Origin of the sequence: Arsenicicoccus sp. UBA2120 (assembly GCF_002330965.1) — a bacterium.
In the GTDB taxonomy this organism is placed as follows: domain Bacteria; phylum Actinomycetota; class Actinomycetes; order Actinomycetales; family Dermatophilaceae; genus Arsenicicoccus; species Arsenicicoccus bolidensis.
The window spans coordinates 20,006-34,391 of sequence record NZ_DCYC01000011.1; the positions used below are offsets into that span (position 1 = coordinate 20,006).

Annotated in this window: 11 protein-coding genes and 1 pseudogene; 6 read left to right on the forward strand and 6 right to left on the reverse strand. The window is 74.1% G+C overall.

The genetic code is table 11. From position 1 onward, the window contains the following. Window positions 1–15 precede the first annotated feature (15 nt). Window positions 16–420, reverse strand: a complete 405-nt coding sequence (locus B2P18_RS00940) for a hypothetical protein (protein ID WP_286955464.1) — start codon at window positions 418–420, stop codon at window positions 16–18. Here B2P18_RS00940 and B2P18_RS00945 point away from each other — a divergent pair. After that, window positions 407–1,039 (forward strand): hypothetical protein, encoded by a 633-nt coding sequence (locus B2P18_RS00945; protein WP_286955465.1) that lies wholly within the window; start codon window positions 407–409, stop codon window positions 1,037–1,039. The genes B2P18_RS00940 and B2P18_RS00945 overlap by 14 nt on opposite strands. Window positions 1,040–1,262: 223 nt before the next feature. On the opposite strand, the gene B2P18_RS00950 is transcribed toward B2P18_RS00945, so the two are convergent. Continuing rightward, the gene (locus tag B2P18_RS00950; RefSeq protein WP_286955466.1) at window positions 1,263–2,060 is read right to left on the reverse strand and encodes a MerR family transcriptional regulator; all 798 of its coding nucleotides are present in this window, start codon (window positions 2,058–2,060) and stop codon (window positions 1,263–1,265) included. 113 nt (window positions 2,061–2,173) lie between these two features. On the opposite strand from B2P18_RS00950, the gene B2P18_RS00955 reads away from it, so the two are divergent. The 3 genes from B2P18_RS00955 (at window position 2,174) to B2P18_RS00965 (ending at window position 5,690) form a co-directional block, all read left to right on the forward strand. Further along, window positions 2,174–2,842: an ABC transporter ATP-binding protein gene (locus tag B2P18_RS00955; protein ID WP_286955467.1), complete on the forward strand. Its 669-nt coding sequence runs from the start codon at window positions 2,174–2,176 to the stop codon at window positions 2,840–2,842. Beyond that, on the forward strand, window positions 2,832–4,295 hold the full coding sequence (locus B2P18_RS00960) for a DUF6297 family protein (protein WP_286955468.1): 1,464 nt from the start codon (window positions 2,832–2,834) through the stop codon (window positions 4,293–4,295). The genes B2P18_RS00955 and B2P18_RS00960 overlap by 11 nt, the downstream gene beginning before the upstream one ends. A 144-nt stretch (window positions 4,296–4,439) precedes the next feature. Continuing rightward, entirely contained in the window at window positions 4,440–5,690 is a 1,251-nt protein-coding gene (locus B2P18_RS00965; RefSeq protein ID WP_286955469.1) for a trans-sulfuration enzyme family protein, read from the forward strand. 36 nt (window positions 5,691–5,726) lie between these two features. On the opposite strand, the gene B2P18_RS00970 is transcribed toward B2P18_RS00965, so the two are convergent. From B2P18_RS00970 to B2P18_RS00985, 4 genes are all read right to left on the reverse strand, one after another. Then, window positions 5,727–6,344 carry a hypothetical protein gene (locus tag B2P18_RS00970; protein WP_029212698.1) on the reverse strand — a complete coding sequence of 206 codons (618 nt, stop codon included), beginning with the start codon at window positions 6,342–6,344 and terminating at the stop codon, window positions 5,727–5,729. Between the two features lie 140 nt (window positions 6,345–6,484). Continuing rightward, window positions 6,485–9,256 (reverse strand): type I DNA topoisomerase, encoded by a 2,772-nt coding sequence (gene topA, locus B2P18_RS00975; RefSeq protein ID WP_286955470.1) that lies wholly within the window; start codon window positions 9,254–9,256, stop codon window positions 6,485–6,487. Window positions 9,257–9,267: 11 nt separating this feature from the next. Further along, entirely contained in the window at window positions 9,268–10,875 is a 1,608-nt protein-coding gene (locus B2P18_RS00980) for a N5-glutamine methyltransferase family protein (protein WP_286955472.1), read from the reverse strand. An 82-nt stretch (window positions 10,876–10,957) separates the two neighbouring features. Continuing rightward, on the reverse strand, window positions 10,958–11,368 hold the full coding sequence (locus B2P18_RS00985; protein ID WP_019286529.1) for an STAS domain-containing protein: 411 nt from the start codon (window positions 11,366–11,368) through the stop codon (window positions 10,958–10,960). A gap of 204 nt (window positions 11,369–11,572) precedes the next feature. Between B2P18_RS00985 and B2P18_RS00990 the strand changes: the two genes are divergently transcribed. Both B2P18_RS00990 and B2P18_RS00995 read left to right on the forward strand, forming a co-directional pair. Then, on the forward strand, window positions 11,573–13,966 hold the full coding sequence (locus B2P18_RS00990; protein ID WP_286955473.1) for a DEAD/DEAH box helicase: 2,394 nt from the start codon (window positions 11,573–11,575) through the stop codon (window positions 13,964–13,966). A gap of 124 nt (window positions 13,967–14,090) precedes the next feature. Then, window positions 14,091–14,386 (forward strand): annotated as a pseudogene (locus B2P18_RS00995) (hypothetical protein); the annotation flags it as partial.

Genomic DNA, 14,386 nt, shown 5'->3' on the forward strand with positions numbered 1-14,386 from the left:
TCAGGTCAGGTCAGGTCAGGTGAGAGGCTGGAGACGCTCGTTGCGGCGGCGGAGATAGATGACGCAGCTGGAGATCACGGCCACCAGCGCGGCCCAGAAGGCGCCGACCCGGCCGACGTTGTCGCTCGGGTCCTGGAACACGCCGGCCGCCAGGCCCCGCGAGCCACCGGAGCTGCCCCCGGAGCCGCCCGGTGCGGCGGTCGCCGTGGTGGACTCGGCGTTCGGGCTCGGCTGACCGGGCGTGGTCGAGGCTGCGCCGACGGAGGCGGTGGCTGTCGCGGTGCCGGCCTCGCCGGCTTCGCCGGTCGCGCTGGTCGTCCCGTTCGCGGCGACGGCCGCGGCCGCAGCGGCCGCCGCGATCGGGCTCGCCGGGTTGATGGCGAGGCTCGTGACGGGGGCGCCCGGAGTGCCCGGGGCCACCGGGACGGCGGGCGGCAGCGCGGTGGGTGACGTGGTCCCGGGTGCGGGAACGGGGACGCTCGGACGCTGCGGCGCGGGGATGGTGCTTGAGGGTGCCGGTGGCCGCGGGGCCGAGGTGGTGCTCGGCGGGGCAGGCGGGCGCGGTGCCGAGGTGGTGCTCGGCGGGGCCGGCGGGCGCGGTGCCGAGGTGGTGCTCGGCGGGGCCGGTGGCCGCGGCGACGGGCTGGTCGGCTGCGGTCGCGGCGTGGTGGGGCGCGACGTCGGCGGCTGCGTCGGGGACGGTTGGGTCGTCGGCGGCGCGGGCGGGATGGTCGGGGTCGCCCTCGGCGGCCGCGGCGTCCTCGTCGGCTTGGGGGGCTTCGGCTCCTTGGTCTTGGGCGGCTTCGGGGGCTTCGGGTCCTTCGTCTTCGGGGGCTTGGGCGGCTTGGGCGTCCTCGACGGGTCGGGCCTGGCCGGCTCGACCTGCACGTCGACCGCGGACAGGGAGGGAGCAGCACCCGCCACCGCTGGGGAGACGGCGCCGAGGGACGTGATCCCGACGGCGAGACCGAGGGTGAGCGCGCGTCGGCGACGGGCGCGAGACGTCTGGTCGTGGTGCACGTGGTGCCCTTCCGTGTGAGCCCGCGGGACGCGTGGGGAGAGTTCGGCAGCCGGCGGACGGCATCAACGATACGGACTTTTCGGCCGATATCACACCAAACGGGGCAGATCTGTGCGGCTCCCCGCGAGAGGTCACCCGCGTCACGACATACGGGATCCACCACGAGGTGCTGCCCGGGACGACGCGAGGCGGGCCGCTCCCCGCAGGGAACGGCCCGCCCGTGGGCACGACGAGCCGGCGATCAGGCGCCGTGCCGCGCGGCGTTGGTCACAATCGCGTCGTGGAGCCACTGCGCCAGACCCGGCTGCAGGTCCTCGTAGTGCTGGGTGAAGCGCGGGTCGGCAAGGTACATCTCCGCCAGCTTCACCTGGAACGCGTGTGGGCAGTCGTAGTGCTGCTCGATGCTCGCCCGGTGGCGCTCGGCCAGGGCCGCCGCGACGTCGCCGTCGGAGGGCTCCCCCGCCGCCACCGCACCCGCGAGATCGCGCTCCAGGGTCTCGGTCTCGGCCTTGACTCTCGCCCAGTCCTCCGCGGTCATGGACGACTGGCGCTCCCGGCTCTGCTGCCACTGCGGGGTGTCCCCCCAGCGCTGCTCGGCCTCGGCCTGGTACTCCTCGTTGTATCCCTTGCCGAAGATCTCCTTGAGGTCCTCGCTCGTGGCTGGCTTCTTGGTCATGGTTCTCTCCAGTGCGTTGTCGATGGCACGCACGAGATCGCGCATCTCGTCGAGCCGGGACATGACCGCTGCGCGTTGACGACGCAGGTGCTCCGCAGCCCCCTCGCCACCGCGAGCCTCGACGTCGGCCAGCAGCTCGGCGACCTCCTCGAGGGAGAAGCCGAGCCGCCGGTAGACGACGACGTGCTGCAGCCGCTCGAGGTCCTCCGCCGTGTAGAGGCGGTACCCCGCGTGGCTGCGCTCGCTCGGGCTCAGCAGGCCGATCTGGTCGTAGTGGTGCAGGGTTCGCACCGTCACGCCATAGGTCTCGGCCACCTGGCCCACGGTGAGGGACTGTATGAGTCCCATTGTCGTCGCGGTCATGGGACCACCGTGGCGCCTCACGTCGCGTGAGGGTCAAGCCCGTTGCGCCGACGATCGTGCGCCGATCCGCAGGACGCCGGAACCCGGGCCGACCCGAGCGAGTCGCACAGGGCATGAGCGATCACGATCCGGTGCGGCTGCCGGACGGCGGGCCGGCCCGGGTCCACGCCCAAGGACTGCGCAAGTCGTATGCCGGACGCCCCGTCGTCACGGACCTGTCGCTGGAGGTGGGCGCCGGTGAGGTCGTGGCGCTGGTCGGCCCCAACGGCGTCGGCAAGACCACCCTGCTGAGGTGCCTGCTCGGCACCGAGTCCTCCGACGCGGGGACCGTGACGCTCGACGGGGCTCCGCTGCGCGACCAGGACCCTGAGGTGCGGCGCGCGGTGTGCGCGATCCTCGACGACGCCGGCTTCTATCCCGACGTGACCGTCCTGGAGCACCTGGACGTGCTGGCCCGGGCCCACGGCGTGCCCGACCCGGACGAGCTGGTGGACGCCGCGCTGGCCGAGCTCCGCATCGAGCACGCCGCCGACCAGGTGCCCTGGACGCTGTCGAGCGGGCAGCGCAGGCGGCTGTCGCTCGCCGTGGCGCTGGTGCGCCCCTGGTCGCTGCTCGTCCTGGACGAGCCGGAGCAACGCCTGGACGCGGACGGGCGGTCGTGGCTGGCGGACCACCTTGCGGCGCAGGCAGCCTCGGGCCGCAGCATCCTGATGGCCTCGCACGACGCGGGCCTCGTCTCCCGGTCCGGAGCCCGCGTGGTGGAGCTGCACGGTGACGTCTGAGGCGGCTGCCTACCTCGCTCGCGCGCGGCGGGCGCACGGCGAGCCGGGCGGGGCCTTCACCGAGATCTACATGTGGGCGCTGGCACTCGCGATGCTCGCCGTGATGACGGCCAGCGGGTGGAGCGACCTCATGGCACGCGGCACGTGCACCGGGGCCGCCTGCGTGCACGGCGGCGGGGCGGTCGCGGCCGTGGCCCTCGGCCTGCTGGCCCTGGCCGGGATCGCCCGGCTGGCCGTCGGATTCGGGCCCGTCGGCGCCGGTGCGGCGCAGCTGACCTGGCTGTTGTCGGGGCCCGCGCCTCGCCGCCCCGTCCTGCGAGGACGACTGTGGGCCACGGCGATCGGGGCTGCTGCGCTCGGATCCCTCTGCGGCTCAACGGTGCTCGCGACGGCGGGCCTCCCGGTCCTGCCGTCCGCAGTGACCTGGGGAGTCCCCGTCGGTGCGGTGGCCGCGCTGCTCGTGGTCGCGACCGTCGCTGCCGCGCAGTCGGATCCGCGAACGCGCCGGTGGGCCGCGCGAGTCCCCCTGACCCTCGGGCTCATCGGCGTGCTCTGCGCCGGGATCGCCCGGCTGGCAACGATGCTCGGCCCGGGCGGGGCTGCGACAGTCGGAGCATCGATCACCGCACCGATCCTGGCGGTCGGGCTCCTCGTCCTCTGCCTGCTCATCGCCCTCGCGCTGCTCGTCCTCGCCGACCGCCGCATCGACCGCGTCGACGGGGTCGAGCTGCGTCGCGCCGGCGAGAGCGCCTCGGCCGCACACCATTCCGTGCTGATGATGGACGCGAGCGCCGCGATGAACCGGTCAGCGCGGGCGCGCCTCGGGGCTCGTGGGTCGTTCCCGTCACGTCGAGGCAGGGGCACCGGCGTGGCTGCGCTCCTGCTGCGGGACCTGGAGCGCGTGCGGCGACAAGGCGATCGGCTGCTCCTCGGCATACCTCTGCTCGTCGCCGGCGTCCTGCTGGCGGCGCTCGCCCCGCCCGTCGTCGCCCTCCCCGCCCTGGGTCTGGGTGCCGCCGTGCTCACGCGCTCCGTCGGCGAGGGGCTGGTCGCCTGGGCGCAGTCCAGCGGCCTGCGCCGCGACCTGCCGCTGCCCGACGACGCCGTCCGCCTGGCCCACCTGGCCGGTCCGGTCCTGGTCGCCTGCGCGTGGAGCGTGCTCGCCGTCCTGGCCGTGGGCCTGTCCTGGTGGACGGCTCCGGCCCTGGTGCTGTCGGCGACGGCCTCGCTGCTCGCCGGCTCGCGGCCGGTCGACCTCGAGCTGATGTCGGTGATGATCCCGACGCCGTTCGGGCTCGCGCCGGCCGGTGCGCTGGGCGTCGCGCGGGGCTACGAGACCGCGCTGCTGGCGATGCTGGGGCCGGCGCTGGTGGCCGGGCCAGCAGGCCTGCTGCTGCCCCTCCTCACCCTGGCCTGGCAGTGGCACCGGTGCTCGACACCCGGCCGTGGCTGATCGATCTCCTGCGGATGGAGCCGATGACCGGAGGATCGCCGCCTCGGACGCCCCAGCGCCGGTGAGCGTGCGGCCCGGCATACCCTGGAGGAGCGGCCCGCCACGAACGGGCCCGCTGCAACGACGCAGTCCAGGAGGACCACCATGCCCACCCCGCACACCCGACCCGATGCTGACCCAGCCGACCGAGCCGGCCGACCCGACACCCTCGCGGTCCACGGAGGCCGGGAGGACCTGACCGGGTTGGGGGTGCACGTGCCCCCGATCGACCTCTCGACGACCAACCCGGTCCCCGACGTCGACGCCGGTGGCGCGAGCTACGAGAACCTCGCGACCGGCGGGCGTCCCGGGCCGGGCGACACCCTCGTCTACCAACGGCTGTGGAACCCCACGGTCGCCCGTGCCGAGGAGGCCGTCGCCGCGCTCGAGGGGTGCGAGGAGGCCGTGGCGTTCGCGAGCGGCATGGCCGCCCTGGCCGCCTGCCTGCTCGCCGCGGTCAGCGCGGGGACGCCGCACGTCGTGGCCGTCCGCCCGCTCTACGGCGGGACCGACCACCTGCTCGACCACGGGCTGCTCGGCACGACCGTCACCTGGGCCGACGCCGGCACGATCGGCGACGCCATCACCTCCGAGACCGGACTCGTCCTCGTCGAGACCCCCGCCAACCCCACCCTCGAGCTCCTGGACCTCGAGGACGTCGTGCGCCAGGCGGGCGGGGTGCCCGTGCTCGTCGACAACACCTTCGCCACCCCCGTGCTGCAGCAGCCCCGCCGCCACGGAGCGACCCTCGTCATGCACTCCGCCACGAAGTACCTCGGCGGCCACGGCGACGTCATCGCCGGCATGGTCGCGACGACGCCGGACTGGGCCCGCCGCCTGCGCTCGGTGCGCGCGCTCACGGGGGGCCTGGTGCACCCGCTGTCGGCATACCTGCTCCATCGCGGGCTGCAGACCCTGCCGGTGCGGGTGCGTGCTCAGCAGGAGTCCGCGCAGGTCATCGCCGAGCACCTGGCCGGGCACCCGGCCGTGGAACGCGTGCACTACCCCGGGCTGCCGGGCCAGGACCCGCTGGGGCTGCTCGGTCGGCAGCTGGCCGGGCCAGGGGCGATGGTCGCGTTCGCCGTGCGCGGTGGGTATGACGCCGCTGCGGCCGCCGTCTCGCGCACCCGCCTCATCACCCACGCCGTCTCGCTCGGCGGGGTCGACAGCCTGATCCAGCACCCGGCGTCGCTCACGCACCGGCCGGTCGCCGCCGAGGCCCGGCCGCACGCGGACGTGCTGCGCCTGTCGGTGGGGCTGGAGGGCGTGCGCGACCTGGTCGCCGACCTGGACGCGGCGCTGGGATCAGGGCCGGGATCAGGGCCGGGATCGGTGCAGGTTGCTGGTCAGATCTGACACCGGACCTGCACCGGTCTCGGGCGGCCCGACCGATCAGCGGCAGGCGGCAGCGGCCTCGAGCACGCGCTCGCGGGCGGGGGCCACCCTCGCCAGCTCGGTCTCGACGATGCCCGCGACCGCGGCGTCCTTGCCGGAGTCGCTGACGCGCTGGGCGATGGCGTCGAACGCCCCCGTGGTCGTCTGCCAGTCGGCCGTCAGCTCGGCAGGGGTCAGCACGGAGGCCAGCCGCTCCTGACGCTCCACCACCTCACCCACGGTGTCCTGCACCGAGCCCGTCGGCAGCGTGGTCAGGTCGGTGGGCCGGTAGTCGGCGCTCCGCAGCGTCGAGCAGAACTCCGTCGTCCCGACCGTCGCGGTGGGGGCGGGCGCGATCCCGCCGCCGCTGGTGGTGGCCCGGGTGGAGGTCGCGGTGGACGAACCTGCCGACGTGGGGGCGGTCGGGGTGCTCGTCGCGGCCGACGCCGAGCTGGTGGCGGCGCTGGACGTCGGGGAGGACGGGTCGGAGGTAGGGGTCACGCCCTGGGTGGTCGTGGACGTGCCGGCCAAGGTCGTGGAGGTCGCTGACGTCGTGGTCCCGCCACCGCATGCGGCGAGGCTCAGGGCGAGGGTCGCCGCGACGGCGAGGGGGCCGAGGGGGGCTCGGGGCTTCATCCGAGCAACCCTAGGTCACGGGGCAGCCCGGGACATCGCGGACCGGCGCCGCGGACGGTCGCCTCGGACGGTCGCCTCGGACGGTCGCCCGACGCGCGGACGTCCGGGGGCGGTCATCGCCCCGCGGACGTCCGGCGCGGTCACTCGGCCCGCGGCGCCGCCTTCTTGGCCGTGGTGGACTTCGCGGCCGCCTTCTTGGCGGGTGCCTTCTTCGCCGGCTTCTTGGCCGGTGCCTTCTTGGCGGCGCGCTTGCGGGTCGTCGGGCCCTTGGCGCGCTTCTCGGCCAACAGCTCGAACCCCCGCTCAGGCGTGAGGGTCTCGATGTCGTCGTCCTTGCGCAGGGTCGCGTTGGTCTCGCCGTCGGTGACGTAGGCGCCGAAGCGACCGTCCTTGACGACCACGGCCTTGCCGGACACGGGGTCCTCGCCGAGCTCCTTCAGCGGTGGCTTGGCCGCGCCACGGCCGCGCTGCTTGGGCTGGGCATAGATCGCGAGCGCCTCGTCCAGGGTGATGTCGAAGAGCTGCTGCTCGGTCTCGAGCGAGCGTGAGTCGGTGCCCTTCTTGAGGTACGGACCGTAGCGGCCGTTCTGCGCGGTGATCTCGACGCCCTCCGCGTCGGTGCCGACCACGCGGGGCAGGGACAGCAGCCGCAGGGCGGCGTCGAGCTCGATCGTGCCGAGGTCCATGTCCTTGAACAGCGAGGCGGTCCGCGGCTTGATCTTGGCCTTGCCCTTGAGCTCGGCCTCCTCGTCGGAGAGCACCTCGGTGACATAGGGGCCGTAGCGCCCCGACCGGGCCACGATCGCGCGCCCCGACTCGGGGTCCTGCCCCAGCTCGCGCCCGTCGTCGGAGGCCAGCTCGAGCAGCTCGCGCGCCTTGTCGGGGGTCATCTCGTCCGGGGCGAGGTCGTCGGTGATGGTGGCTCGCCGGGGTGTGGCAGGGACCTCGGCACCGTCGACCACCTCGCCGGTGACCGGGTCGACGCCGGAGGGGAGGACCTCCTCGACATACGGCCCGTATCGACCCACGCGGACGACCATCCCGTCGCCGAGGGGGATGGTCGAGATCGCGCGGGCGTCGATCTCGCCGAGGTCCTCGACGAGCTCGGACAGGCCCTCGATGTCGCGCGTCTCGTCGCCGAAGTAGAAGCGGCGCAGCCACTGGACCCGGCCCAGGTCGCCGCGGGAGATCTGGTCGAGGCTCTCCTCCATGTCGGCGGTGAAGTCGTAGTCGACGAGCTCGGTGAAGTGCTCCTCGAGCAGGCGCGTCACCGCGAACGCCAGCCAGGTCGGGATCAGCGCCGACCCGCGGGTGCGGACGTAGCCGCGGTCCTGGATGGTGCCGACGGTCGCGGCATAGGTCGACGGACGACCGATGCCCTTCTCCTCGAGGGCCTTGACCAGCGTCGCCTCGGTGTAGCGCGCCGGCGGCTTGGTCTCGTGCCCCTCGGCCTCCGAGCGCAGCGTGTCCAGGGCGACGCCCACCGACAGCTTGGGCAGGCGACGCTCCTCGTCGGCGGCCGCGCGGGCGGCGGCCTCCTCCTCGTCCCGGCCCTCCTCGTATGCCGCGAGGAAGCCCCGGAACGTGATCACCGTGCCGCTGGCGGCGAAGGTCACGCGGCGTCCGTCGGCGAGCTCGCCGCCCAGCTGGACGGTGGCGGTGGAGCCCCGCGCGTCGGCCATCTGCGAGGCGACCGTGCGCTTCCAGATCAGCTCGTAGAGCGCGAACTCCTCGCCTCGCAGCTGCCCGGCGACCTGCGCGGGCGTGCGGAAGCGGTCGCCGGCGGGGCGGATCGCCTCGTGGGCCTCCTGGGCGTTCTTGGACTTCTTCTCGTAGCGGCGGGGGCTGTCGGGGACGTACTCCGCGCCGTAGAGGTCACGGGCCTGCTGGCGGGCCGCGGTCAGCGCCTGCTCCGACAGCGTCGTCGAGTCGGTGCGCATGTAGGTGATGTAGCCGCCCTCGTAGAGGCGCTGGGCCACGCGCATGGCGTTCTTGCTGCTCATGCGCAGCTTGCGGCTCGCCTCCTGCTGGAGGGTGGAGGTGATGAAGGGGGCCGACGGGCGCCGGGTGTAGGGCTTCTCGGCGACGTCGGTGACCATGACGTCGATCGCCATGACCGAGGTCGCGATGGTGCGGGCGGTCTCCTCGTCGAGGCGCACGACGTTCTTGGCGGTGAGGGTGCCGTCGTCGGCGAAGTCGCGACCCTGGGCCACGCGCCGGCCCGCCACCTCGGTCAGGCGGGCGGTGAACGCCTGACCGCCGCCCTCGGGAGCGAAGTCACCCTCGACGTCCCAGAAGCTCGCCCTGCGGAAGGCCATCCGCAGCCGCTCCCGCTCGACGACCATGCGCGTCGCGACGGACTGCACGCGCCCGGCGGACAGGCCCTGACGGACCTTGCGCCACAGCACCGGCGACACCTCGTAGCCGTAGAGCCGGTCGAGGATCCGTCGCGTCTCCTGCGCGTCGACCAGGTCCTGGTCGATGTCGCGGGTGGTGGAGACGGCCCGCTGGATCGCCTCCTTGGTGATCTCGTTAAAGACCATCCGCTTGACCGGGACCTTGGGCTTCAGCACCTCGTGCAGGTGCCACGCGATGGCCTCGCCCTCGCGGTCCTCGTCCGTGGCGAGGTAGAGCTCGGGGGCGTCCTTGAGCAGGCGCCGCAGCTCGGTGACCTTCTTCTTCTTGTCCGCGTCGACGACGTAGTAGGCCTCGAAGCCGTTGTCGACGTCGACGGCGAACTTGCCGAAGGGGCCCTTCTTGAGGTCGGCGGGGAGCTCACGGGGGTTGGGCAGGTCGCGGATGTGGCCGATGGAGGCCTCCACGACGTAGTCGTCCCCGAGGTAGCCCTGGATGGACTTGACCTTTCCGGGGGACTCGACGATGACGAGCTTGCGCCCGGTGCTGGTTGCCACGTGTCTCTTCCCTACCTGTCTGACCGGCCCCGTGCGACGGATTCGTCGTCGCTAGCAGGTCGGGGCGCCGTCCGGGTCACCGTAGCGGAGGCGGCGGGCGGACGGCATACCGGCTCGTCCCGGCGGGTCTGCACGAGCAGGCCGTCCTTGACCAGGTCGCGCACCACAGGCAGCGTCTCCGCGACGACCTCGTCGACCTCGCGCTCGAGCAGGGCCGCGATCGCGACGAGCGCCTGGCAGGCCGTGAGGGTGCCGTCGGCGACGGAGAGGTATGCCGCGAGCGCCGTGCCGGCCGTGCGCATCACCCCGAGCCCGCCACCCTGACGGACCCGGATGATCGCCGGGTCGACATCGCCGGGCCGGCCGAACCTCTCCTCCGTCACGTCGTCGGCCAGCCGCCAGGCCGTGCCCAGCACCGCGGCGTCGTCGTGCTCGGCGAGCCAGGTGCGCGCCGCCATACCCGCGTCGATCACCGGGCCCATGGGCGAGGAGACCGGGCCCGGCACCTCGACCAGGTCGCGGAAGGCCGGCCGGTCAGAGACCGGACGCTGCAGCACGACGACGCCGAAGCCGATCTGCCTGACGTCCCGTGACGCGAAGTCGTCGAGCCAGGCGGCGTAGAGGTGCTCGAACTCGGGCCCGCCGCTGGTGCCCCCGTCGCGCACCCACAGCTCGGCGTACTCGGCGGGGTCCTGGACCTCGCGCTGCACGACCCAGGCGTCCAGACCGGTGCCGTCCAGCCAGCCGCCCCAGCGGTCGCGCCAGGTCGCGCGGACGGGGATCTCCCAGTTGCCGAGGAACACCGCGAGACCCCCTGGGTTGAGGTGGTCGTGCAGGCCGCGGACCAGCCGCTCGACGACCTGGTCGCCCTCGGCCCCCGCGTCGCGATACTCGTAGGTCGGGACGCCGGCGACCCGCGGGGTGATGACGAACGGCGGGTTGGAGACGACGAGGTCGAAGGTCTCGCCCGCCACCGGCTCGAGCAGGTCGCCGCCGCGCACGTCCCACTCCTGGTCGTTGAGGGCCGCGTTGAAGCGGGCGACCACGAGGGCGCGCTCGGCGAGGTCGGTCGCCACGACCTCGCCGCAGTGGTCGGCGAGGTGCAGCGCCTGGATCCCACACCCGGTGCCGAGGTCGAGGGCGCGGGCCGCCGGGTGGCGAGGCGTCCACGAGGCGAGGGTGGTCGAGGCGCCGCCGATCCCGAGGACGTGGTCGGTGGGCAGGGCGTGCCCGAGGGCGAGCTCGCCGAGGTCGGAGACCACCCACCAGGTGTGGCTCTCGTCGCCGTAGGGCCGCAGGTCGACGGTGGCCTGCACCTGGTCCCCCGCCCGGTGTGCCAGACCGAGCTCGACGAGCCCCTCGACCCGCGTGCGGGGCAGCGCCTGGTCCAGGCGGGCCGCGGGCACCGGCCGGCCGAGGGTGAAGGCGCGGACGAGCAGTGCCACGGGGTCGTCGTCGGCCGCGGTGACGCGCAGGGCGGGGAGCGGCTGCTCCCGGTGCAGGGCCGCCGACGCGACCGGACCGAGGGCCACGCCCACGCGGTCGACGGAGTAGTCGAGGTCCTGCAGGTCCGCGCGCAGGGCGGCCACCAGCGCCGGCTCGGGTCGGAGGTCCGTCACGGCCGCCACCCTATGGCGGTCCCGACGGCGTGGGTGCAGCGATGACCGGGGGCCGGGGATGGAGTCGCGCGGTGGTGCCGGCTCAGGACGCCTTGGTGCGCGGCGCTGCGGCCGTGCGGGCCCCGGCGCGGCGCCGGTCGCGGGCGGCGGCGAGCTCGCAGACCTCGCCGAGCTCGGCTGCACTGGCGACCAGCCGGACGACCTGGTCGGTGCCGGTGGTGGTGAACGGCCGCACGATGGCGTCGCGGGTGGCGACGACCCCGAGGTCGCAGCCGAAGGGGCGCATGAGGCGCAGGCAAGTCACGATCGTGTCGACGGCGCTGGAGTCGATAAAGGCGAGATCGGTCAGGTCCAGGACGACCTGACGCGCGCCGGCGGTGACGACCGTGTCGATGGCCTCGTGCAGCCGGGGGGCCTGCACGAGGTCGAGCTCGCCGGTGATGCGGATGGTGACCCGGTCGCGAACCACGGTGGGGGTGAGGTGAACGGTCATCGGTCCTCCTTGACCAGGCCAGGGGCCCGGGGGAATGTCGCCCGCCGGAGCGGGGGCCGGAGGCGGCCGTGGCTTCGACCGCAGACGACGCGGCGCTGGCCGCACGTCCTCGTTGCCCGCGGCATACCCGGGGCGCGACCGTTGATACGCGGCGCGTGACGATGTTCGCCATTCGGACGTCCTCCCCCGCGTACCGTTGTGCCGATGCCCTCCTCCGCCACCAGCGCGCCCAGCGCTCCGCCGCGCGGCTTCGACCCGCGCACCAGCCTCGACCGCCTGACGCGGGCCGGCCGGGTCGAGCGGCTGCGCCACGTCGAGGTGCTGCCGGAGCGGGAGGCGCGCACCGCGGACTGGCCCTCCTGGGTCCACCCGGCCGTAGCCGCAGCCTGGCAGGGGGCCGGGGTCGACCGCCTCTGGAGCCACCAGGCCGAGGCGGCCGAGCACGCCCGCGTCGGTCAGCACACCGTCCTCGCGACAGGCACGGCGTCCGGCAAGTCGCTGGGATACCTGCTGCCCGCGCTCACCGCCGTGCTGGACGGCACCGAGGCCCCGTCGGGGCGCGGGGCGACCGCCCTCTACCTGTCGCCCACCAAGGCGCTGGCCGCCGACCAGCTCGCCCGCCTGACCGCGCTGGGTCTCCCGGGGCTGCGGGCCGCGACCTATGACGGGGACACCCCGGCCGACGAGCGAGGCTGGATCCGCGAGCACGCGGCCTACGTCCTCACCAATCCCGACCTGCTGCACCACTCCCTGCTGCCCAGGCACGAGCGCTGGGCGCCCTTCCTGCGCGCGCTGCGCTACGTCGTGGTGGACGAGTGCCACATCTACCGCGGGGTGTTCGGGGCCCACCTGTCCGCGGTCCTGCGCCGGTTGCGGCGCGTGGCGGCCCGGTATGGCGCCGACCCCACGTTCGTGCTGGCCTCCGCCACGGTCGCGGACCCGGCCGCGCACGCGGGCCGCCTCACCGGCCTGCCCTGCGTCGCCGTCACCGAGGACGGCTCGCCGCGCGCGCCGATGTCCTTCGCGTTGTGGGAGCCGCCGCTGCTGGACGAGCACGGCGCCGCGGTGCCCCCGGAGGGCCCGAGCGACGGGTCGGCGGTCTCGCGACGCTCGGCCTTGTCCGAGAGCGCGGACCTGCTGGCTCGGCTGGTGGACGACGGCACCCAGACCGTCGCGTTCGCCCGCTCTCGCAAGGGGGTGGAGGTCCTCGCCGAGGCGACCCGGTCGATGCGCCACGGGCGCGACGGGCGGGTCGCGGCCTACCGCGGCGGCTACCTGCCCGAGGAGCGACGTGAGCTCGAGCGCGCCCTGCGGGACCGCAGCATCATGGGGCTCGCCGCCACGAACGCCCTCGAGCTGGGCATCGACGTCTCCGGCCTGGACGCCGTGCTGCTGTGCGGGTGGCCCGGGACGTTCGCGTCGCTGTGGCAGCAGGCCGGGCGGGCTGGGCGCTCGGGGCGCGAGGCGCTGGCGGTCTACGTCGCCGACGACGACCCCCTCGACACCTACCTGGTCACGCATCCCGAGGCGATCTTCGACCGGTCCCTCGAGGCGACCGTGGTGGACCCGGACAACCCCTACGTCCTCGCCCCCCACCTGGCGGCGGCCGCGGCCGAGCTGCCGATCACCCTGGACGACGTCGCGACCTTCGGGCCCACGATGCCCGGGCTGCTCGACACCCTCACGCGGCGCGGTGTCCTGCGCCGCCGTCCCAACGGCGGGTGGTACTGGGCCAGGCCCGACCGCGCTCACGACCACGTGTCTCTGCGCGGCTCCGGCGAGCCCGTCGTCTCGATCGTCGAGCGCCGCTCGGGAGCCGTCCTCGGGACGGTGGACCACTCCGCCGCCCAGCGCCAGGTGCACGCGGGCGCGGTCTACCTCCACCAGGGCCGCCCCCACGTGGTGACCGAGCTGGACCTGGACCAGTCCTGCGCCCTGGTCGTCCAGGGCGATCCCGGCTGGACCACCACGGCGCGGTCCGACTCGGCCTTCGACCTGCTCTCCGAGGACCGCCACGTCGACCTGGGCGACGACCTGCGGCTGTGCTTCGGCAGCGTCGCGGTGCGCTCCCGGGTCACGTCCTTCCTGCGGCGGCTGCCCTCCGGGGAGGTGCTCGGCGAGCACCCGCTGGACCTGCCCGAGTCCGTGCTGCGCACCCGCGGGGTGTGGTGGACGATGACGGAGGAGTGGCTCGCCGGGCTGGGGGTCGAGGCGCTGATGATCCCCGGGGCGACGCACGCCGCAGAGCACGCCGCGATCGGCATGCTGCCCCTCGTCGCCACCGCGGACCGCTGGGACGTGGGTGGCGTCTCGACCGCGCTGCACCCTGACACCGGGCTGCCGACGATCCTGGTCTACGACGGGCACCCCGGCGGGGCCGGGTTCGCCGAGCGGGGCTACGACCGCGCCGAGGCCTGGCTCTCGGCGACGCTCGACGCCATCACGGCGTGCGCCTGCCCGGCGGGCTGCCCGTCGTGCGTGCAGTCCCCCAAGTGCGGCAACGGCAACGAACCGCTCGACAAGGGCGCCGCCAGGCGTCTGCTGTCGGGGGTCGTGACGACGCTGAGCCACCACCGGACGTCGACAGAGCTGACCTGAATACTCCCGCACGGCACCCGAGGTCGCGTAGCCTGCTGCACGAATCCTCGCCGTGCACCACCAACGGTCCAGACCTCCGGCCTGGCACCACCCGCCCCGGCCCCCCATCGTCAGGAGCATCACCATGGTCGTCCTCGGTCTCCTTCTCGTCCTCGCCGCCCTCGCGGCGGGGGTCCTCGCGGTCTACGGACTGCCCACGTCGGGCGCCAAGATCAGCTGGGACCTGCTCGGCAACTCCGTCAGCCTGTCCCCCACGCTGATCTTCTTCATCGGCGTCCTGTCCGCCATCGCCCTGGCCCTGGGCCTGTGGCTCATGTCCCTCGGCGCCAAGCGCAGCGCCCGCAAGCGCCGTGAGCTCAAGGAGCTGCGTCGCGAGCAGCGCCAGAGCGAGCGCATCGGTCAGGCCGATCGCGGGCGCCG